Origin of the sequence: Vibrio profundum (assembly GCF_050337555.1) — a bacterium.
Classification (GTDB): domain Bacteria; phylum Pseudomonadota; class Gammaproteobacteria; order Enterobacterales; family Vibrionaceae; genus Vibrio; species Vibrio profundum.
The window spans coordinates 203,206-224,414 of the sequence record NZ_JAKJTA010000005.1 but is presented as its reverse complement, the minus strand read 5'-3'; the positions used below and the strand labels follow the sequence as shown (position 1 = coordinate 224,414).

The following is a 21,209-nucleotide window of genomic DNA, read 5'->3' as shown; positions in this document are numbered from 1 at the left end:
ACATAGTAATAAAGTGCTGTCTTTTTGTTTGAAAATTAATTCTAATGTTATATAAAAACCATTGTGATGCATTGTTTTTGTAAACTCAGCATTCACTCTATTGACAAGGCTAATAATATTAAGGTCACACCCATTTATAAATCTAATAGTTGTTGTTATTATCGGTAATTTAAATTTCATCTATTTTTTTACTAAAATATATGGAATTTATCGGCACAGTGCGTTAGGCCGATATTTCTGATTGGTTTTCTTTGGTCAAAGGTCGCCCCAGGGCGGGATCGCACTTTGTTAATAAATCTGATCTAATAGGCAAAACCCATTGATAGAACGCTAATTTGAGCTTACTCGATCACCTCTCTGTTGTTGTAGACACTCGTTCTCACACCAGCCAAAAACATGACCTTATTGATGTCATGTTCCTTATAATTAGTGCCGTTGCTGCAGGCAGTGAAGGTTGGCAAGCTATTGAATCCTATGGCGAACATAAGCTCGATTGGTTGAGAAAATATCGCCCATTTGAAAACGGTATCCCACGCAGGCACACCATAGCGAGGATCCTAGCTTCAGTCGTTCCTGAATCTTTGTTTGAGGCACTAGTACTTTGGATAAATGAACAACGAAGTCATCAGGGTAAACCTATTATCTGCTTTGATGGGAAAGTATTAAGAGGCTCGTATCGAAATGACAGAAAGACAGCAGTGCAGTTGGTGACTGCCTATGATGCTGAACGAGGTTTAATTCTAAGTCAGAAGCCAACAGCGACTAAAGATGGTGAGCTTAGTGTTGTTCGTCAAATGCTTGATATAGTTTATATTAAAGGTAGCGTAGTCACTATCGACGCGCTTCATTGCCAACGAGAAACACTAGAGAGAATCGCTGAAAAGAAAGCGCACGTCGTTGTTCAAGTGAAAAACAATCAACCCAAATTAAGATCAGCAGTGGTGTCTCAATTTCAGGCAGTGTTTGATGCGAAGAAGGAAAAAATAGTCACTGAAGTGAAACAAGAACATCATGGTAGAAAAGAAGAGCGTTACGTATTCCAACTCAAGGCCAAGCTGCTAGAAGAGCTTGAGGCCAAATGGCCGACAGTAAAGAGTATCATTGCAGTAGAGCGGCACCGAACAGTCAAAGGTAAGGGGACAGTCGATACGTCTTATTACATCAGTTCAATGGCTCCGAAGCATAAATTACTGGGTCATTACATTCGACAGCATTGGCGCATAGACAATAGCCAGCACTACATATTAGATGTTGTTTTTAAAGAAGACAGCTCGCGAATAGTCATGGAAGATGCGGTAGAGAATATCGCTTTATTCAGACGTTTTGTGTTGAATCTTCTTAAGCAGTGTAACTGTGGTACTCGCAGTCAAAAGTTGAAACTTAAAAAAGCGGGTTGGTGTGATGATTTTCGAGCGCAGGTCTTCTTTGGGTTATAAATCGAGCAAAGTATGCTCCCGTCCTGATGGTGCTGTAGTTCCAGTCTTTATCGATTATCGCTTTTGAGGGTCACTTCGGTGGATGCTGTGACATGTACACCGTTCCAGTGGTCATCATCAATGTCTATGATTCTCTGAGCAGTCCATCCTACCTAGTTTATAGGTGCCATTGATTGAAAGTGAACCAAATTTGACCAATTTGAGTTAACTTAAAACATTAGCCCCAAGTACGGCTAGTAGTGTGGTCATAGGAGTGATTATTATGACAAATACGGAAGCCCTGTCGAAAAGTATATGATATTTAGGCCTGAATTAATTGGGTTTGAATGGGCAATCTTCCATTTTTCTCGGTACTTTCCCTCTGCCAGAAGTAGAATATTTTCTTTGGATACTTTCTTTTAAACCACTGCTATTCATCTGGTCAATAACGGCATTAAACTTAGGGACTAGGTGTTCATAGTCTCTATGAAGTCGTATGTGTAAAGGCACGGTTTCAAAACGATAGATTACTTCAAAGTCGTCTACCTCATATTTGAAATTGTACTGGTTATTACTTAGTAAGTAGAGAAGTTCGTTTTCATTGATGATGATCACTTTTAACCTTCCACGAAGAAGTTTCGGTAATAACGTTTTTGAGTTTGAGGGACTGGTTAGTATTTTTCCTGTATTAAATGCTTCTGTAAACCCCTCTGGGTAGTAATACCCAACCGTCACTCCTATCTCCTCCCCATGTAAATCTTTGGAAGACACAATGCTTTTAAATTTCCCCTTTTTGGCAAAAATAATATCGGATGTTGTAAATAATGGATTCGTATAGGATGAACTAGACTCTTGAGATTTTCTCCACAATGGAGAAATCGCGGATTCAGCGTTGATACGCCGCCCCCACTCTTTCCTCATACGTTTAGCATTTTTAACATCTAGCAGCTCCAGATTTGTTTTTGTACATAACGCAATAACTTTTATTGTGTCTATCGCTATCCCTCCCCAACTTCCGTCATCCAATTGAATTCGCCAAGGTATCCAAGGAGAAACTGCTACTGTTAACGAGTTTTTATTTGACGGGTAGGCTTTGTTGAGTAACGAAGATAGAGAAAAAATAACAATACTTGTATAGAAGAATAGGATAATCAGATTAGCAACACCTCCTTTTTTCCGTGCCCCTACTAATCGGAATCTTTTTGTTATTAAAGGCACATCTTCATATATATCGCAATATGTTGTCTGAACTTTCTTTAACCTTACAGCACTTATTAGGGGATCGGGCATAACTACTCCTTGTATAAAAGAAGTATAGTAGTGTTGCTGGAACTGGTTACTAAATCGCCCCGATATCATATATACCCTTGATCATTGAAGATGCTTGATTTTCGATGAAATCAGGATCATGCTAAGCGCCATGAAAATTACACTCACTCCTCAACAAAAACAGCAACTTGAACAAATGCACGATTCAACTCGTGACGAACGAGTGCGTGACCGTATTAAAGCTGTCTTACTTGCTTCTGAAGGTTGGAGTCAGACCATGATTTCTCAAGCCCTTCGCATTCATGAATCGACTGTTGCTCACCACCTCAGCGATTATGTGCTTTCAGAAAAGCTTAAGCCTGAAAATGGTGGCAGCCAAAGCAAACTTTCGGCTACCCAAACCATGCACCTTGTCAAACATTTGACTGAGAATACCTATTCTCATACTCATCAAATTGTCGCTTATGTTAAAGAGGTATTTGGCCTGAGTTATCCTGTTTCGGGCATGAATAAATGGCTTCACCATAATGGTTTTAGTTACAAGAAACCGAAAGGCATTCCACACAGGTTTGATGAGGTCAAACAGCAAGCTTTCATTGAAGCTTATGAAGCGCTAAAAGCGAGTTGTGGCGAGGATGAATCGATAGTTTTTATCGATGCCGTTCACCCAACCCTATCGACCAAAATCTCCCATGGTTGGATACGCACTGGTCAAGATAAAGTGCTAGAAACGACAGGAAATCGTATCCGACTGAATATTATTGGAGGGTTGAACCTGTCGGATATTGGCGCGACCATTGTTAGCGATTACGAAAGCATTCACAGTGAAAATATTGTTCGCTTTTTCTGCAAACTAAGTGAGAGCTACCCATCAACTCACAAGCGCCATATCATCTTAGATGGAGCAGGCTATCACCGTAGCGATTTAGTCAAAGATGCGGCGTTTGTCCTAAATATTGAGCTGCATTACCTCCCACCTTACAGTCCTAACCTCAATCCTATAGAGCGGTTATGGAAGGTAATGAACGAGAGGTCGAGAAATAACGTTTACTTTAAAAACAAACGTGACTTCAAGTCGGCAATTGACCAGTTCTTTGCTGTGACTCTTCCAGAGATCGCAGGCTCGTTGACGTCTCGAATCAATGATAATTTTCAGGTGCTCAAGCCTGCGTCTTCAAGTTGATTGGGTATAAGCTAATATTAATAGAGGAATTACTCTATTAATACGGTGTAGAATGATGTTGAAGTACATAATACTACTCTTTCTATATCTTCCGGTTCCTGTGGGTGCGGTTGAGCTAAATAATCTCCGATTTATAACGGAAGAGTACCCACCATACAATTATACAGATAATGGAGAGATAGTTGGCTTGTCCGTTGATGTGTTAAAGTTAGCAGCTGAATCCATACACGACCCCATAAACTTAATTGAGCTGCAACCTTGGGCAAGGGGTTATATGAACCTCTCCAATGGGCCTATGGTCGTGCTTTTTTCTACGACTAAAACCAAAGAGCGGGAAGCTAAGTTTAAATGGGCAGGGCCAATAACATCAACGAAAATAGTTGCTTTAGCAAAAAAAGATAAAAAAATAAAAATCTCTAAGCCAGAAGAATTTGAAAAGTATGTTATTGGTGTTGTACGGAGCGATGTTGGAGAGCAGTTATTGTTATCCCTTGGAGTAAATGATGGTAGACTAAGACAGTCACATAGTCCCAAACTAATGGTTAAGAAGTTAAACTATGATAGAGTTGATATAATAGCCTATGACATCAATGTGGCTAAATCGATTATGAAGAAGGAAAATATTGACTTTTATAATTACGAAGTGGTTTATACTCTTAGTCAATCCAAATTATATTATGCTTTTAGCTTAGATACACCAGATGAATTTATTGATAAGCTTCAAAAAGGAATTGACATTATAAGATCTAATGGGGATTTGGATGAGATAATACTAAAATATTAGGAGGTGGCTCCCATTTACTAAAAATTGTCTATAGGGAATGTGTTATTACTTGATTTATCCCTGTTCAACTTGAGATACAGGTTTGACAATCCGACAATTATCATTAATTCGAGATTCAAAAAAGTCTGAGATATTAGGTAATACATCCATAAAAATTTCTTTATTGTTAACTCAAATTCTCGTTTATTGGCTAAGTAAACGTTGTTTCGAATATGCTCATTAATTGGCTGTGACACCAAGTGGTTGATTCAGTAATAGTGCTTTTTTCAATAAAAGTACCGATTACCTTCTCGTACTTGGCTTCTGCCTTGGAAAAGCCAATCGTTTTTCTCATTAACCTCTTTAGTCGAGTTCGGTAAAGTGAGATTGGTCCGCTCTATTCTCTGGTAAGACCCCAGTCATGTCGTCGGCCAACTCATCGACGCCAATGTATTTGAGATGACTTAGCCTTAGATACATCCTGTTCTGGCACGGACTGAGCTTCGATGTTCTTGACGGCTTCCCAACGAATACCGAGGTGTTGAACCGTACCATCAGTTTTGGTTTCCAATCAGCCTGTCTGCTCTTTTGATGTCGTGTTTTTTGTCGGTGTCAGAGTTATTTTTTAGCCCACAGCCAAGGTAGGTAGCAGAGAGTCGTTGATCGGTCATACCCGATTCAACGAAAGTAAACACCGCGTTTAATCTAGCGGTATGGATCTCAGGGTAAGCAGAAGCGATATCATTTTTTAGTGTTTGATAGGCTTTCATTACGGTTACTCATTTTTTATCAATGAGTTGATCACAAGTGAAAGCTAAGGTCGATAAGCAATCAGTCTAAGGGCGGAAATTCGTGGGGATTCCCACAGCTTTTAGTATTCACATTTCTGATCTATTCTTTCGTAAACAATGCATCAATATGTCTTCAGCGATATGAAAACAACACTGATATTTTTATGTTTACTTATACTACCGTACCAACTTGTACGAGCCGATGTGCTAACGTTAACTTCACTGGAATGGCCCCCGTATACTGGCCCTAATCTTATTCACCAAGGGGCAACTGTTATGGTTGTAAAAGCAGCTGTCGAAGCTATGGGGCATGAATTACATGTTGAGTTCTACCCTTGGCAGCGAGCGGTCATGCTCGCAAAAATTAAGCCTAAATATGCTGGTTACTTTCCAGAGTATTATTTCGAATCGGAAGATATTATCTTTTCATTACCGATTGGTACAGGTCCGTTGGGATTCGTTGAGAATAAATCTAAACCGTTCACTTGGTCTACTTTGCAAGATTTGAAAGCAGTGAAACTTGGTGTGATAAGTGGTTATGCAAACACTGATGAGTTAGACAACATGATTGCTAGCGGTGAAATACAAGTCGAAGCTGTCATTAGAGATACCCAAAATTTGTATAAAGTCGCGAACAAAAGAATCCCTCTTGCGGTCATCGATAGTAACGTTTTTGCATATTTGGTTAATACTAATAGCAAGCTTAGGGAACAAAAGAACCTACTACAGATGAACGAAAAGATTTTGGATGAAAAGAAACTATTCATAGCTTTTTCTAACGATAAGGTAGGAAAAAAATGGAAAAAGATTGTTGATGAGGGGATAGAGAAAATAGATGTGAATAAAATTATGGCTAATTATTTTTCTGACATTGAGGGGGCAAAATAGGGTCGTAACGCCAAGGCGTTGATATATGGTATGACTCTGAATTTTGGAAGTGGGCATGAGCAGTATTTCTGTTATTTTTTCACGACTTCAGAATCTGTTTGAGAAAGGTCAATCTTACCCACGATCCCGTTTGATGCCGCGAGTATTGAATTGATTTGCGAAGTCGACGAACAATGGTCTTTTGTGGGGAATAAAAAGAATCAGCGTTGATTGTGGTATGCATGGGAGCCGAGGTTTAAACGTATTATTGCTCACGCATTTGGCAAGCGGAACAGTCAAGCATTTAAGCGTCTCCAAAGCTTGCTGACTCCCTTTACCGTCAATTTCTTCTGTACGGATAACTTCAGTGTTTACACAGCAAGTTTACCACGTGAAAAACACATCGTGGGCAAACGATACATACAGAGAATCGAGCGAACCAATCTCACTTTACGCACTCGACTAAAGAGATGAGTGAGAAAAACGATCGGCTTTTCCAAGTCAGAAGCTATGCACGATAAGGTAATCGGTACTTTTATTGAAAGAGAGTACTATTACTGAATCAACCACTTGGCGTCATGACCGTTTTTTGACAGGCAGTTCGTTATCATTGCCACTTTTTTGCTTGAAATCGGCACCAAATCAAACACGCTTGGTAATCTGTAAAAGTCCGGTAATCGAGCTGCGAATCATGCTTTTCATATTCGTTGACTATCATTTTGTCAGCCATGACGGAGTCCACAACGGTACCGTTAAATCGGCAACCGTGCTCGTAACACCAATTGGTAAAGGTGAAAATATCATCCAGAGCGTCTGGAGTTGCGAGTTCCCACTGTCTAGAGTCGACACATGATCCCCAATAACCTAAGTTCCTGCTCAGCACCTCAGATTTCCACGCATCGGCGTAAGTGGTTATAGCTTCCAAGTTCCACGAACCCCAACTTCGACCAATAAGGAGGTTTCCTTCGAAGTGAAATTCATGGCCACCATGGATATTTCGTTGGGTCATTGCTTTCCTTTACTTGGCTACAAACTTGTTACACGAGTATAGCCGACGGCTCTCGTCTCTAACGCGGTATTAACGTCGAGATTTTTTCATTTCACTACGTATCCAAGCTAGCGCTTCACTTTCATCGTCAAAGTGCCGAGTAATCAGGACGTCTTTAGCTGCAGCGGTGTAGTCACGCACAATAGTCTTCTGCAAAGGGTTGATAGGTAGCACTGCTTGCCAGCGGTTTTGGAGGTTCGTAAAGTCGGTTACTTTACTATTAAAATATTCTATGACATCAGGAGTGCATAACTCCCAATCTCTAAAGTCGTTAATACATCCCCATTCATGTCCACCACAAACGTCATTGACGAGCTTATAATAATCGTTTACGAATTCTTCCGCGGCCTCAAGGTTCCATACCCCAGAAATTCTCGCGATAATGATATTTTCATCCCAGTAAGTGGGTTCGAACGAATAAACACCATGTTTGTTCCATTTAGCCATATCACGGACCTCTTCATGTTTAGTTGATTATAGCGTTTATTTTCTTTTCTAAGGCGAATTAACTCAGCGCGTTCATCGGTTGAAAGCACCTAATCTTGAGTCTGCTTTTTATACTTAGCGACCCAATTTAAAGGGACTTGTCCGTGTGATCTGCTCCGACCAAACTGAACATTTCATTAAGCGACATCAAAGACAGATATACCGGATGAATTCCAGATTAGTTTTAGGTTCTTCTCCTATATGGAATCCATATAGGAGAAGAACCATTTTGTCGGGCAAGTCTTCCTCAGTAAATCTCCTTCACTTTACTCCGCTAAACAACTTTGGGGCATAAATGAGATAGTTCATGTTTAGCTAATCACGCCCTCAAAGCCAAAAAGTGATCAAACTTTTTTGTAACCAGACAAACTTTATTGTTTATGAGTAAACTATTTTGTATTCCTACAATAGGAGGCCTTATCACAAACAAATTTATATCCACAACGTGGCAAAAGGAAGCTCTATGCGCAGCCCTAGCCGAAGATAGCAGCGCCATCGATTAAGCTCTTATCTTAGAATAGAAAATAAAAAAACCTCGTTCTTTGAACGAGGTTTTTTTGTTTAAGACTGTATAAATTGGTAGGAAACAGAAAGGTTAGATAACCTGTAACACCTGTTCCATCGCTAGGCGAGATTTTGGCAAGCTTAAATTGTAATCTTCTTCAGGCAAACGATAACCAATGGCAAGAGCGACATCACATTGGTAACCGCCTAGCTCTTTGCTAAACAATTCACTCACCATCTCCGCATCAATCCCTTCCATCGTTGTGGAATCAATACCCAAACGTGCCAGCACATGCAAGGTATTACCCAATGCAAGGTAAGTTTGTGCTTTAGTCCAAGTCGCATTATTGCCCTTGTCGTCCGTATTTAGATCAACAAAGCCATACGCGCCAAAGGCAGAATCACGTTTTTCTGGTGGTGTGCGTCCATCTTCAACCCCTTTATCGACCACTTTTGCGTAGTCATCGCGGCTATAATTCGGATTGTGGGCAAATAAGATAACTTGCGATGCCGCTTTAATGTGAGGCTGGTTAAATTGGTGCATACGCGAAAAAGTATCGTGCATACGTTGCTTCGCTTCATCACTTTCGATGACGATAAACTTCCACGGTTGAGAGTTAATCGAAGAAGCAGACAAACGGGTTGCTTCGTAGATCACATCCAAATCCTTTTGAGGAATGCGCTTTGAGGCATCATAGCGTTTAGCAGTGTAACGGTTTTCTAAATCAGCAATAATTGGATGAGTCATAATGTAATCTTCTCTAAAATGGTGGTATCGCTTGATACGCTTATGGACAACGAGGACAATATTACTCGCTAGACCTTCAATGAAAAAGCGCTGCTGAGTTGAATCATTATCAAATAAGGATTGATAATATGTTACTAGAAGATCTTAGAGTGGTACTAAGGGTTGCTGAGTTCCGCAGTATCACTGCCGCCGCCACTAATCTAGATATGCGAACCGCAACCGCCAGTGCCGCGGTCAAGCGGGTCGAAGCGAATTTAGGCGCTGAACTGTTCGTTCGCACCACACGAAGTTTGCGAATATCCAGCGCCGGTGAACGCTATCTCCCTCAATGTGAACAAGCGCTGCAATTGTTGGAGCGTGCCAAACTCAATATGCGTGATGACCTCGATATCATTGATGGTGAAGTGCGAATTGCCGTTTCGTCTGATTTGGGCCGCAATCAAGCGCTCACTTGGTTAGATGAATTCGTCGACGCCTACCCTAGCGTGACACTGCGTACTGATGTGAGTGACAGCAAAATAGATTTTTATCGTGATTCCGTTGATATGGCGCTGCGCTATGGCTCCCCGAAAGACAGTAATCTATATGGGTTTAAAATCTGCTCTATACCACGTTTGGTCTGTGCGAGCCCAAGTTACTTAAAGCAACACGGTACGCCTAACGAGCCGAGTGACTTACTTGCGCACAACGGGCTGTTTTATCAATTTGGCGATATGCTATACGATGAATGGACGTTCCCCAGTGAATCGGGAGATTACAAAGTAAAACTGAAAGGAAACCGAGCGTCAAATGACAGCGACGTGGTCAGGCGTTGGTGTGTAGCAGGGAAAGGCTACGCGATAAAATCAAGTTTGGATGTTGCAGACGATCTGATGCAAGGTAGGGTCGTCAGCATTTTGACTAAGCATCAGCCTGAACCAATTGAACTATGGCTGATTTGCCCTAGTCGCCAATCCATTACCCCCGCAGTGCGAAAGATTCGGGATATATTCCGTTCAAAAACCGAACAGATTTTAGCGACTCTCAAAGAAAAAGGCTTGCTCGGATAGCCCAGCAAGCCTTCTACTCTAAGTAAATTGATAATTAAAACAAAGGTTAATGGCTAAAACTAACTTACGCGGGTCATTTCATTGATGACAAAGCTTTCTACCGCACCTTCCGTCGCTTCGATATAAGCGGCAATATGCTTGCTAGCTAAATGTTTGGTTAACAATTCATGCGATTGCCAGTTTTCATGGAATATAAAATGAGCTGGATTGCTGTTGTCTTGGTGAAGGTCGTAGTTGATGCAGCCTTCTTCTGTCAGAGTCGGCTCGATCAGCTTAAGAAGCTCTGATTTCACTAATTCGATTTTGTCTTGTTTTGCCACAATATCGGCAACAATTGTAAGCTGAGTCATACAGTAAACCTTCTATAAATGAATGTTATATGGCTTTTCATTTGCGATATTCCGCCTCGTCACCGCCACATCTGACAACTAGAATATAAGTAATATTCACTAAGAAAAACACCCTCAAATTTGAATCGTTATCAAATTTAATTTGTCAATGACATACAAATAACGAGAAACTGCAAATAGTACTTGTCGGAGGCGAACAATGAGACTATAGTCAATCGTAGTTCGACGATTGACTATGTAGGTAAACGAATGACCAACCCATGCATCCCAAGCCGCACTCAAGCTTTCACCTCAACGGAAGTTGAAACGGAAAATGAAGCACAGCTGGCTGCACAAGCAAAAGCGCTCGCGCACCCTGCCAGAATTCGAGTGTTGAAAATATTGGTCAATTTAGATAACACCGGAGGATGCTTAAACAGCGATTTAGTCTCTGATTTGGGGCTTGCACAATCGACCGTTTCAGAGCATCTACGGATTCTAAAGGCGGCTGAATTCATCACCGCAGAGCCGAACCCGCCTAAAGTTTGTTATCGTGTCAATCGCGCAAAATTAAATCAATTTTCAGCGCTATTTGCGTCTATATTTCAATAGATTGTTATAACAGATGATGTAAGTGGCTTTGATGCCACTTAATTTTCAAACAAATAATCGTCTATCGACGATGAACAATAGTAAGGAACCACCATGGAACCAAACACACACCAAACCCAAAGCGCTACCGATGAAATGGGTTTTCTCGATCGGTATTTAACCATTTGGATATTTGTTGCCATGGCAGTAGGTGTGGCGATTGGCTATGCTTTCCCGCAAGTTACCCAGTGGAATGAAGCGATGTCGGCAGGTACGACCAACATTCCGCTAGCCATTGGCTTAATCTTAATGATGTACCCACCTTTAGCCAAAGTAGATTATCGCCTGCTTGGTGAAGTGCGCCGAGATAAGAAAGCCATCACACTCTCATTGGTTATGAATTGGCTTATCGGTCCAACCTTGATGTTCGCCCTCGCATTAATTTTCCTCGGCGATCATCCAGGCTACATGATGGGAATTATCCTCATTGGGCTCGCTCGCTGTATTGCTATGGTACTGGTCTGGAATGACATTGGCGGTGGAAACAAAGAATATGGAGCAGCACTCGTTGCTCTAAACAGTGTATTCCAAATTTTCACTTATAGTGCAATGGCATGGTTGTTCATTACCGTATTACCACCCTACTTCGGGTTCTCTAGCTTTGCCGTAGACATTTCTATGCTGGATATTGCCCAAAGCGTACTAATCTATCTTGGCATCCCCTTCCTAGCCGGATTTTTGAGCCGTGCCCTACTAACCAAATACAAAGGTGAACAATGGTATAACGACATCTTTATCCCGCGTATTTCTCCTATCACCTTGATTGCACTTCTGGCGACGATTGTCCTCATGTTTAGTTTGAAAGGTGAGATGATCTTAGACTTACCGTTCGACGTCGTACGCGTTGCGACTCCGCTGGCCATATATTTCGTCTTGATGTTTTTTGTTAGCTTTTTTATAGGGAAAAAGCTCGGTATCGAGTATGACAAAAACGCGTCTATTGCCTTCACCGCAACTGGCAATAACTTTGAGCTCGCGATTGCTGTCTCAATTGCCGTGTTCGGTATTAATTCAGATCAAGCCTTTGCGGGTGTGATCGGCCCGTTAATTGAAGTCCCCGTGCTCATAGCCCTAGTAAACGTGGCGCTTAGAATGAAAAAACACTATTCACTTGTTGTTGTCAACTAAAATTGGCCACAGCGAACTTAATAAGCCTCCACACCATGTTCCAATTTACTCAACGATTACATTATTCTGGGGTAGTTAAGCAAATAGAGTCGATACACTGAACTGGAGCCGCTTTAGCAATGTCGCTAATCCGGCTCTAATTTATTGAAAGTTAAATATCGAGTTCGCGAAGCTTTTGTTCACACATCTGGTAAGCCTCATTGTAGTCGAAGAAAAAACCGACCATTGTTTGATCTTTAAAGCCGTCGTCAGCTGCAAAAACCTGTATTTTTTTGTCGAAGACAATTGATAGGTAAACTCCATTGTGCTGCGACATCCAACGTACAAAATTGTTGGCAATATCCCAAGAGTCGGGAGGTGCCATCCCCCATTGCCGACAATCAAGGAGGACAGACCAGGGTTCCATAGTCTCAGTCGAACCTTTCATTAACAGCTGTTCGGCGTCTTGGCACCAAGCCTCATTACCTTCCCGATTAAACACCCCTGAAACCTCCGAAAACAATATTTGGTTTTCGAGCTTCATGGTCCATTCTCCGTGGATGTTCCTACTAGCCATCAGCTTACCTCATCAAGTGATTGGTTTTCTCTCAACTATACCCAAGAAGCATAATTTTAGTTGTCCATTACATACTGATCAACCGTCTTTACTGGCGGGAAATACAATAGAAAACTGGGCACCGTCATGCCAACTCTTCAATTCGATTTTCCCTCCTAAACCTTCGGTGACAAGCGAATACGTAATGGATAAGCCTAATCCAGATCTGACCGAAAGATCATGAGTTGAAAAAAATGGGTCAAAGCACTTTTCCGCCACTTCATCTTTCATCCCACAACCGTCATCACGAACGGTGAGTAAAATATGTTCATCAGGCTGAGGGGAAACTTCGATGACAATGTTCCCAACCGACTTTCCCTCAAGCCCATGTATTAACGAATTATCTACCAAATTGCTTAGAATCTGAAAAACGATATCTTGACTGGCATTGACCGTACAATTTTCAGGCATAATCACGGATAGACGATGGCCTACATCCTTTAGCTTCTTACCATAGACATCTCTAAAACTTCCTATACAATCCACTAAATCCAATGTGACATTGTGCCTGTGGAACTGGCTGACAGAGACCTCTTTAAACCTAGATATTAAGTTCTTCGTTCTATCCAAACTGTCGGTCATTACATCCACAACGGAGATACAACCGTCGATATAAGCATCTAACCACGCTTCCTGAACAGATCTCTGTTTAATTTCCTCTTCCAATTCAACCAAAGTATGTTTTAGATGAGATATACCTGTAATACAAATACCTAGAGGGGTATTTATGCTGTGTGCGACTCCAGAGACTAAAGGCGCTAGCCCTGCCATCTTTCCAGAGATCACCAAAGCATCTTGCGCAATTTTTAATTCTTGCAACGATTTAGTTAGTTCAGAGTTCGTATGCTCAAGGTTCTTATTTGCGACTAAGTTTTCCTTCTGTAACCGCGTTATCGTTAGGTGAGTATTAACTCGAGCTATAAGCTCCTCGGAGTCTACAGGCTTAATAATATAATCAACCGCACCAATTTCAAAAGCTGTCACTTTGTCGATGGTATCTGTTAATGCACTCATAAAGATAATAGGTATATCGGATATCTCACTATTTTTCTTGATGATTTTACATGCATCAAATCCATTCATTTTTGGCATTTGTATGTCTAATAAAATCAAATCAGGTTTAAGGCTCTTAGTAATCTCAATTGCGCTTTCGCCATTCTTAGCGACGGCTATCTGATACGCGCACTCTTTTAAATATGTCGAGATCAACGCCAAGTTCTCTGGATTGTCATCCACCACAAGTATGACAGCGTGGCTATTTACATCACTTCTATTCATCGCCTGACTCCCGTATTGAATCGAGGAACGAAACCAGTTCTTCATCTTCGAAGTTATTCGCCATGACTATCAACTTATCAGAGAAAGGTTCCAGCTCTGGGGAATCCTCCACCATCTTGAGTGCCGTTTCTTTTACGGAATCTAATAACCCCATAGTTGCAAGGTGATGGAACTGAGTAATCACGTCTTGAGGAGGTATTGAAAAGTCATGGATATCAACTTGACGGTCATCAAGAACTGATTCACCACGTGTATAGCTAATGTGATTCATGATTTCAGAAAGCAGTTGGGGTTTTGTCACAGGCTTGGTCAAATAGCCATCACAGAATGTACTGATATGGCCTTCGTCGGAGCGCGATGCGGATGCCGTAATGGCAACGATAGGGACAGAAGATGTTTTACTATTGTCTTTCAATGCCCGCGAGGCTTCGTAACCATCCATAATTGGCATTCTCATATCCATCAATATGATATCTGGAAGCTGTGAGATAGCATTCTCTATTGCGGCTTGGCCATTACTCGCATATAAAAAATTAAAATTTGAGTCAGAAAGGAAAGCGGATATGACGTCACGATTATAGTCTATATCATCAACAACCATCACTGTTTTACCTCCAAAATCCACGTCAGAATATTCGGCAACAAATTTTTGGTCAAGCTCAGCTTCATCTAAAACCATATCAACTGAAGGAAGATGTACTTCAAAATCACTACCGGAATTAATTTCACTTTGAACACTGATTCTCCCTCCCATAAGTTCAACGATACTTTTCGTGATTGCCAACCCGAGACCGGTCCCGACATACTTTTCTACTTTAAGATCCCTAACCTGCTCAAAGGAGTTAAATATCTTATCTTGCTGATTTTTGGCAATCCCTACACCTGTATCCTTACACTTTAGCGTCAGGCTTATTGTTGGAGTATCCGACTGAGCCAAGGCCTGAAAAAACACCGTAATATGTATACTACCAGTATCAGTAAACTTAAAAGCATTCCCAACAATATTGATAATGACTTGCCTAAATTTTTGCTCATCAAGCAGCAGGTACTTGGGAAAATCTTTAGGTAGCTGGATTTCAAAGTCAAGGCCTTTATCGGACATTCTCTTGTCAAACAACATATAAACTTCGTCTAGCAGGGATTTAAACGAGGTTTTTTTCGGGTTCAAATCCATCTTTCCTGATTCTATTTTAGACAAATCTAAAATATCGTTAATCAGTGACAACAAATTATTTCCACTTCTATTTATAGATGTAGCATATTTTTTTTGATCTGAATTTTCCGCTTTATCAATGAGCACCTCACTAAAACCTAAAATAGCGTTCATAGGAGTCCTTATCTCATGACTCATATTTGCCAAAAACGTACTTTTAGCAAGGCTAGCATGTTCTGCCCGCTCTTTCTCAAACTCTAACCTTTCATTAAGTTGATTCAACTCCTGAGTTCTAATCTTTACTTTATTGTCTAGTGATTCAAACAGCATCGCATTTTCAATTGATATTGCAGCTTGAGAAACTAATATTTTCAAAGAAGATAACTTCCCGGGTGTGAACACTTCAGTAGCAAGTCGGCTTTCTAAATACAGAGCTCCCTTAAGCTCTCCTTTGTTGAAAATTGGTTCGCATAAGATTGAAGATGGCATATTTTTACTTATATATGGGTCCATAGAAAACTCAGGGTTATCTACCGCATCGTCTAAAACAAGAGTTTTACTCGTTCGTTCAACATACTTTATTATTGGAACAGGTAATAAATCCTCGTCGAAATAACCATCAAAGTCATCACCTATAAACGTATCAATTTTTTCTTTATCGCATATAGCTTTAAGGGACATAACACCGTCGGAGAATAAAATTAAGGCCCCATATTGGGCTCCTGAACTTTTTATGACTATATCAATAAGAGAACGGATCATTTTATTAAGCTCAACCTCCCCTGATATCGACTGACTTGCTTTGATGATAGTTTGAAAATCAAGATCATTATGAGATGATAAATTTCCTTCCAAAATATTATTTTCATTTTGAGCACTTAAAGACAGGTACTCTCTTTCCATCAGGTCGCTTTTACCTTTACATCCCCACTGCTTAAAGAATGAGTATGACTTATAAATATACAACTCTGCCAACTCTTCCCGACCAAAAAACTGCCAGAAAACAGAAAGTCGTTCATAAGAAATTGCCAAATAGTGTATTTGCTCGTTACTTTCAGCAGCATCAATTGCCTGATAATACATCTCCAATGAATCGAGCATATCACCCTTCACTCTACACATTTCAGCGGAAACCAATTTATAAAAACACAAAAAATTATCCGGGCAACTATTAGCTAATCTTTTTATGTGTTCAAAGTATTCATTCAATGTTTTATCGTAACGAAGACGTTCTTTTTCATCCGGATGATTACAAATAACAAGACAGGCGTAAAGTCGAAATTCCAGTGACCAAGTGCCCATGATAGATAGGTCATTCTTAAATTTGTCTATTATTTTTATTGCCTCTGCATACTCTCCTGACAAAAAATATAAAAATAATTTATAACTATCAAGTAAATCTAAAAGAAGAGGCACTTGAGAAAGACATTTCCTCCCCTCGACTTCATTAAATCTATTACACTCTAAAGAAGATAATGAATAGGTCTCACCTTTAAGAGCTAAAATAACGCCTTCTTGCATAACTGCAAGATTATACATAACCTCATAATTTAAAGACCTGACAGTATCTACATATTTTTCATGTTCATCTAGTATCTCATTCAATTCAACACCAGCAGAAATTCTCATTTTAGAAAAATTGGTCAATGAATATGCTGAATAATTAAGATCTCCTATTTCCATTGCTTCTGAAAGACCACTATCAACATACTTAAATCCAGACATATAAGGTTCTTTCAAATAAACTCCGAATGAGCCAAACATAAACTTCACCCGACAAGACATAGATTTATTATCAATCTTATCATTATTAATCATATATCCTACTCTATGAAAGTCATATGCTTCCTCCACATTTTTAAAAACCTCATGTATCACTAAGCCATGAAACGAATAGCCAATCGGAGTATACTTTGTATGTCCAGACTTAATTGATTGATTAATAATCGTGATAGTGACTACTCTTAGATAATTTGGAAATCCTAAAGTAACAGAATCCAATATGGAAGATAATATAGAGATAAGCATTTCTTCTTTTTCTAATTCACTTATTGGAAGGTCATATAATTCTAAAATTCTTTTTTTCTTTCCCCAACTTTCATCAAACCAATTATATTCATTAACAAAGTAATTATTTATCCCTTTTTCATCATCAATATCTGGTAAATTTACACCAAGTAATGAGATTGCAGATATCCCTTGACGAATAGCATTATTATAATCTCCTAACGTTGTACTCTGAGCGATTCTTTGCTGATAAACTCTGCATCTATCCAAGACATTTTGTGACTTTTCAAATACAGTATCCATCATACTCGAGAAACCATCAAAGTCACCTTGAAAGTAACTACATTCCCCCCCCTCTAAATATACTGAAAAACATAGATCGTAACTTGACCCCCAATCTGCGTCAGTTAGAATATTCTTTGCTATTTGGAAATATTTTATGGCGACATCGTAAGCAACAGCATGTTTTGAACGAATACCAGATTCACAGTTTAATTTAGCAAGAAGTAAAATTTCGTCTTTCTTCGTTATTGAATCTATACCTAGATTTAAGTGATCGGTGATATCAAGAACATTATCTCCAATAATCCCCATTGACGCTTGGTATAACGTCCAACCAATTTTTGAATGTAATTCATTTTTTTCATTATTAGAAAGCATTGAGTACGATGCTTCCTGTACTCTATCATGGACAAACTTATACTCGTTATGTTTCGAGGAAGTATCTTGTGGCACAACTAGCCCGTCTTCTATTGGAATAGATAAACTGTCAAATATCTCCGCCTCTCCTAACCTACTAACAATACCAAGAGTCTTAATATCAAAGTTTGATCCAATGCAAGCCGATAACTTTAAAATTTCAACAGTTTCTTTGGGGAATTTTTTAATTTTTGATACCATCAAATCAACAATGTTATCAGTGGTCATTGTTCTTTTTATTACATCATATTCCCAACTCCATATTTCTTTGTTTGAATCAAAACAAAGGTAACCTTCATCATATAGGGCCTTTAAGAACTGCATAAGATAAAATGGATTTCCGCCTGTTTTTTCAAGACAAATTGAAGCTAGTTCAGACTTGTCTGATTTGGAGCATGGTAACGACTCAGATATAATCATCTTGACGTAATCACTAGTCAAATTAGAGAGCCTTATATCCGAAACATTACTATTTTCTTTCTTTATATCTGTCATGACACTGGTTAGGTGATGTCTTAGGCTCACCTCGTTATCTCGATATGCTCCTATCATAAATAAGTTGTTAATTGTTTTAGATGTTATGAGGGTTTTTATTAAATTAAGCGACGACGTATCAGCCCATTGCAGATCATCGAGGAATAAACATAATGGTCGTTCTGATCTTGTAAGGGCCTGTATAAATGCGACAAAGGTCATGTTGAACCTGTTGGATGACTCAGTTGGTGGCAGATCAGGTATCTCTTTCTGCTCCCCGATCAAGTACTTAACTTCAGGAATAACATCGGTAATAACCTTACCATTAACACCAAGTGACGATATTATTTTCCTTCGCCACGATAGTATATTCTCGTCACTTTCGGTTAATAATTGATTGACCAACCTTTTAAAAGCTTGAATTATCGCGCTATAAGGGACATTTCGTTGTATTTGATCATATTTCCCCGAGGAGAAGTAACCCTTCCTTTTCACGATTGGTTTATGAATTTCATTTACTAAAACTGATTTACCTATCCCTGGATCACCAGAAACAAATAACATCCCGTTACTTTCACTTGATACTTTATTAAAAGACGACAGCAGCACTTGAATCTCTTTATCTCTCCCGAATATCTTTTGGGGTATTGAGAACTCGCCGAAAGAGTCGTGACTTCCAGGAACTATCTTAGGGATCATATTACCAGTTGAAATATGTTCTATACAAAAGTCTATATCATGTAATATTCCAGATAGGCTTTGATATCGATCCTCTGCTCCTTTCATTACTAGTTTATTTATTATCTTGATTATCTCTGGGATATTTTCTTTATCAAGACGTGAGTACTCTAAATTTTTTGCCAAGTGATGATGAATGACATCCAGTGTATCTTCACTGTTTACGGGAATATTTCCTGTAAACACATAATATAAAGTCAAACCTAATGAGTAAAAATCGGTTCGATAATCAAGATAGCGATTCATTCTCCCAGTTTGTTCTGGAGAGATGAAGAGTAATCCATAGTGATCAATGCTAACATCGTGGGTGCGCGGGTTTTCCTTTGGGATCTCTGTCGCGCCATAAAAGTCAATAATTTCAACCATCAATGTGGATTTATTATATACAATATTAGATGGGTTGAGGTTTTTATGTATTATTCCGGCATTGTGTATTGTCGAAAGTACTTCCACTATATTTCTTGCTACATGTAATGCATCAAGTAAATCTATAGATTTATTTCCCCAACATTCTTTAAGCGAGTGAAGATCTTGGTCATCGCTGATCAAAGCCAAACGATTATCAATCCTTTGTTTCTCTCTAATCTGACTAGAGTTTGACGCGCTAATTTTTTCTACTAGGCGAAACTCCTGATTTAGCCGTTGTTCACTTTCAGGAGAGTTTTTTGATGCTAATTTAATGATGACTGGCACTGTATCACGGAGTCGAATGGCCTTGTAAATTAAAGACTTAGGTCCAGAATGAATAATACTTAGTACCTTGTATCCACCAATGTGTGTATTTACCATGTAAAAAGGCCATCCAACGAGATTATGTGAATATTTGCCGCACCCGATGTAAGCCGACGTTTAACTAGAGACATCGACTGTCACTTTCAAGGTTTTAGTATAGTGCACAGACTTACTCTTGGCTGACGTTGATCTAGTTTTGTATAAAACCGATAAAAGACACATAAAAACAAACCTAATAATTTCAATGGAATATAACACTGTCCCGTTATAAACCTTATAGGTATCATACCACTCGTTTTCTTCACCAATTAAATATTGAGTATTATTAATATATAGTTATTATGTTACTTCCCTTTACTATTCTGACAAATAAATACAGACATGGTTTTTATTCCCTATCAGATAAACACAACAAACACTCCGATTCACTACTACTAATCTTAGATAACAGAAGTTTCATACCCCTCTACTTCCCTTCCTTAAAATCGATAAAATAGTAATATTGGGATAATGGTATAGAATTACCCTATATCCACCTACCTATAAAGGCATAGAATGAATAACAAGCTAACGTTGATCCCACTGTTGATTTCTTTACTTTCCTTTAACGTATCTTCGGAGGAAATATCTTTAGTCACAACGAATTGGGAACCAGTTTATGGAAAGAGCTTACCTGAAAATGGATTTTTCTCTGCGCTGGCAAGAGAAGCATTTAATAAATCAGGATATGACATGGACGTGAAATTCATCCCTTGGAGTAGAGCGGTTGAAACGGCAAAGAAAGGAGAATTTGATGGCGTAATGGGTGCTTATTATACGGAAGATAGAAGTAAATCTTTTGATTATTCCGATTCTGTTTACGCAGTAGAAGAAGTCTTTGTTAAGAATGTAAATGCTGACATCAAGTACAGCGATGTGAATGATCTCAAACCGTATGTTATTGGTGGGTTGCGTGGAGGAGGTCAATTAGAAGAGTTGAAAAATCAAGGTTTCAAGATACAGGAGACATCGAATGACCTACAGAGCCTAAAAAAGGTATCGGCTGGGAGAATCGATTTAGTTTTGATGGGTAGACCTCAATTAAATTTGTTACTGAAAGATAATCCAGCTCTTCAAAAAAATCTCGAAATCCTTGAACCTCCGTATAAGTCATTTGATGTTTTCGTTATTTTAAGTAAAAAGAGGAAAAACAGCCAAAACAATGGAGCGATAATAACTAAATTCAATCAATCTCTCAAAGAAATGAAGGCTAATGGAAGCTATTCAAAAATATTAAAAAGGTTCGGTCAAAACTAGCGTGTA

Annotated in this window: 16 protein-coding genes and 3 pseudogenes; 9 read left to right on the top strand and 10 right to left on the bottom strand. The window is 39.3% G+C overall.

Features of this window, described 5'->3' with window-relative positions; genetic code table 11:
• Window positions 1-335: 335 nt before the first annotated feature.
• Window positions 336-1,436, top strand: coding sequence for an ISAs1 family transposase (locus tag L4C34_RS05405; RefSeq protein WP_428788327.1), 1,101 nt, complete (start codon window positions 336-338; stop codon window positions 1,434-1,436).
• Window positions 1,437-1,748: 312 nt separating this feature from the next.
• Here the strand turns inward: L4C34_RS05405 and L4C34_RS05400 are convergent, their stop codons facing one another.
• Entirely contained in the window at window positions 1,749-2,705 is a 957-nt protein-coding gene (locus tag L4C34_RS05400; RefSeq protein WP_428788326.1) for a substrate-binding periplasmic protein, read from the bottom strand.
• A gap of 130 nt (window positions 2,706-2,835) precedes the next feature.
• On the opposite strand from L4C34_RS05400, the gene L4C34_RS05395 reads away from it, so the two are divergent.
• Together L4C34_RS05395 and L4C34_RS05390 are read left to right on the top strand one after the other, a co-directional pair.
• The gene (locus L4C34_RS05395; protein ID WP_428788325.1) at window positions 2,836-3,867 is read left to right on the top strand and encodes an IS630 family transposase; all 1,032 of its coding nucleotides are present in this window, start codon (window positions 2,836-2,838) and stop codon (window positions 3,865-3,867) included.
• 52 nt (window positions 3,868-3,919) lie between these two features.
• Entirely contained in the window at window positions 3,920-4,651 is a 732-nt protein-coding gene (locus tag L4C34_RS05390) for a substrate-binding periplasmic protein (protein ID WP_428788324.1), read from the top strand.
• Between the two features lie 190 nt (window positions 4,652-4,841).
• On the opposite strand, the pseudogene L4C34_RS05385 reads toward L4C34_RS05390, so the two are convergent.
• Window positions 4,842-5,037 (bottom strand): annotated as a pseudogene (locus L4C34_RS05385) (IS1 family transposase); the annotation flags it as partial.
• A 156-nt stretch (window positions 5,038-5,193) separates the two neighbouring features.
• Window positions 5,194-5,400 (bottom strand): annotated as a pseudogene (locus tag L4C34_RS05380) (IS4-like element ISPpr2 family transposase); the annotation flags it as partial.
• A gap of 297 nt (window positions 5,401-5,697) precedes the next feature.
• Here L4C34_RS05380 and L4C34_RS05375 point away from each other — a divergent pair.
• Both L4C34_RS05375 and L4C34_RS05370 read left to right on the top strand, forming a co-directional pair.
• Window positions 5,698-6,309, top strand: coding sequence for a substrate-binding periplasmic protein (locus tag L4C34_RS05375; RefSeq protein ID WP_428788323.1), 612 nt, complete (start codon window positions 5,698-5,700; stop codon window positions 6,307-6,309).
• A 120-nt stretch (window positions 6,310-6,429) separates the two neighbouring features.
• A pseudogene (locus L4C34_RS05370) lies at window positions 6,430-6,849 on the top strand (IS1 family transposase); the annotation flags it as partial.
• A 46-nt stretch (window positions 6,850-6,895) separates the two neighbouring features.
• Here L4C34_RS05370 and L4C34_RS05365 read toward each other — a convergent pair.
• The 3 genes from L4C34_RS05365 to L4C34_RS05355 form a co-directional block, all read right to left on the bottom strand.
• Window positions 6,896-7,297: a hypothetical protein gene (locus tag L4C34_RS05365; RefSeq protein WP_428788322.1), complete on the bottom strand. Its 402-nt coding sequence runs from the start codon at window positions 7,295-7,297 to the stop codon at window positions 6,896-6,898.
• 69 nt (window positions 7,298-7,366) lie between these two features.
• Complete coding sequence (locus L4C34_RS05360; RefSeq protein ID WP_428788321.1) at window positions 7,367-7,783, bottom strand: hypothetical protein; 417 nt, start codon at window positions 7,781-7,783, stop codon at window positions 7,367-7,369.
• 634 nt (window positions 7,784-8,417) lie between these two features.
• Window positions 8,418-9,074, bottom strand: a complete 657-nt coding sequence (locus L4C34_RS05355; protein WP_428788320.1) for an NAD(P)H-dependent oxidoreductase — start codon at window positions 9,072-9,074, stop codon at window positions 8,418-8,420.
• Window positions 9,075-9,202: 128 nt separating this feature from the next.
• Here L4C34_RS05355 and L4C34_RS05350 point away from each other — a divergent pair, with 128 nt between their 5' ends.
• Window positions 9,203-10,123 (top strand): LysR family transcriptional regulator, encoded by a 921-nt coding sequence (locus L4C34_RS05350; protein ID WP_428788319.1) that lies wholly within the window; start codon window positions 9,203-9,205, stop codon window positions 10,121-10,123.
• A gap of 59 nt (window positions 10,124-10,182) precedes the next feature.
• On the opposite strand, the gene L4C34_RS05345 is transcribed toward L4C34_RS05350, so the two are convergent.
• The gene (locus L4C34_RS05345; protein WP_428788318.1) at window positions 10,183-10,473 is read right to left on the bottom strand and encodes a putative quinol monooxygenase; all 291 of its coding nucleotides are present in this window, start codon (window positions 10,471-10,473) and stop codon (window positions 10,183-10,185) included.
• Window positions 10,474-10,722: 249 nt separating this feature from the next.
• Between L4C34_RS05345 and L4C34_RS05340 the strand changes: the two genes are divergently transcribed.
• The gene (locus tag L4C34_RS05340) at window positions 10,723-11,064 is read left to right on the top strand and encodes an ArsR/SmtB family transcription factor (RefSeq protein WP_428788317.1); all 342 of its coding nucleotides are present in this window, start codon (window positions 10,723-10,725) and stop codon (window positions 11,062-11,064) included.
• A gap of 93 nt (window positions 11,065-11,157) precedes the next feature.
• On the top strand, window positions 11,158-12,231 hold the full coding sequence (arsB, locus tag L4C34_RS05335) for an ACR3 family arsenite efflux transporter (protein ID WP_428788316.1): 1,074 nt from the start codon (window positions 11,158-11,160) through the stop codon (window positions 12,229-12,231).
• Window positions 12,232-12,382: 151 nt separating this feature from the next.
• On the opposite strand, the gene L4C34_RS05330 is transcribed toward arsB, so the two are convergent.
• From L4C34_RS05330 to L4C34_RS05320, 3 genes are all read right to left on the bottom strand, one after another.
• Window positions 12,383-12,754 (bottom strand): hypothetical protein, encoded by a 372-nt coding sequence (locus L4C34_RS05330; protein ID WP_428788315.1) that lies wholly within the window; start codon window positions 12,752-12,754, stop codon window positions 12,383-12,385.
• Between the two features lie 111 nt (window positions 12,755-12,865).
• On the bottom strand, window positions 12,866-14,104 hold the full coding sequence (locus L4C34_RS05325; RefSeq protein ID WP_428788314.1) for a hybrid sensor histidine kinase/response regulator: 1,239 nt from the start codon (window positions 14,102-14,104) through the stop codon (window positions 12,866-12,868).
• A complete protein-coding gene (locus tag L4C34_RS05320; protein ID WP_428788313.1) occupies window positions 14,097-19,964 on the bottom strand; it encodes an AAA family ATPase in 5,868 nt (1,955 codons plus the stop codon). Before L4C34_RS05320 ends, L4C34_RS05325 begins: the two co-directional genes overlap by 8 nt.
• A gap of 498 nt (window positions 19,965-20,462) precedes the next feature.
• On the opposite strand from L4C34_RS05320, the gene L4C34_RS05315 reads away from it, so the two are divergent.
• Window positions 20,463-21,203, top strand: a complete 741-nt coding sequence (locus L4C34_RS05315) for a substrate-binding periplasmic protein (protein ID WP_428788312.1) — start codon at window positions 20,463-20,465, stop codon at window positions 21,201-21,203.
• Window positions 21,204-21,209 lie beyond the last annotated feature (6 nt).

Coding starts and splice junctions, on each gene's coding strand:
- L4C34_RS05350 (WP_428788319.1), top strand. CDS start 9,203: ATGTTACTAGAAGATCTTAGAGTGGTACTAAGGGTTGCTGAGTTCCGC.
- L4C34_RS05365 (WP_428788322.1), bottom strand. CDS start 7,297: ATGACCCAACGAAATATCCATGGTGGCCATGAATTTCACTTCGAAGGA.
- L4C34_RS05330 (WP_428788315.1), bottom strand. CDS start 12,754: ATGAAGCTCGAAAACCAAATATTGTTTTCGGAGGTTTCAGGGGTGTTT.
- L4C34_RS05315 (WP_428788312.1), top strand. CDS start 20,463: ATGAATAACAAGCTAACGTTGATCCCACTGTTGATTTCTTTACTTTCC.
- L4C34_RS05375 (WP_428788323.1), top strand. CDS start 5,698: ATGGTTGTAAAAGCAGCTGTCGAAGCTATGGGGCATGAATTACATGTT.
- L4C34_RS05355 (WP_428788320.1), bottom strand. CDS start 9,074: ATGACTCATCCAATTATTGCTGATTTAGAAAACCGTTACACTGCTAAA.
- L4C34_RS05390 (WP_428788324.1), top strand. CDS start 3,920: ATGATGTTGAAGTACATAATACTACTCTTTCTATATCTTCCGGTTCCT.
- L4C34_RS05400 (WP_428788326.1), bottom strand. CDS start 2,705: ATGCCCGATCCCCTAATAAGTGCTGTAAGGTTAAAGAAAGTTCAGACA.
- arsB (WP_428788316.1), top strand. CDS start 11,158: ATGGAACCAAACACACACCAAACCCAAAGCGCTACCGATGAAATGGGT.
- L4C34_RS05320 (WP_428788313.1), bottom strand. CDS start 19,964: ATGGTAAATACACACATTGGTGGATACAAGGTACTAAGTATTATTCAT.
- L4C34_RS05340 (WP_428788317.1), top strand. CDS start 10,723: ATGACCAACCCATGCATCCCAAGCCGCACTCAAGCTTTCACCTCAACG.
- L4C34_RS05360 (WP_428788321.1), bottom strand. CDS start 7,783: ATGGCTAAATGGAACAAACATGGTGTTTATTCGTTCGAACCCACTTAC.
- L4C34_RS05345 (WP_428788318.1), bottom strand. CDS start 10,473: ATGACTCAGCTTACAATTGTTGCCGATATTGTGGCAAAACAAGACAAA.
- L4C34_RS05395 (WP_428788325.1), top strand. CDS start 2,836: ATGAAAATTACACTCACTCCTCAACAAAAACAGCAACTTGAACAAATG.
- L4C34_RS05325 (WP_428788314.1), bottom strand. CDS start 14,104: ATGAATAGAAGTGATGTAAATAGCCACGCTGTCATACTTGTGGTGGAT.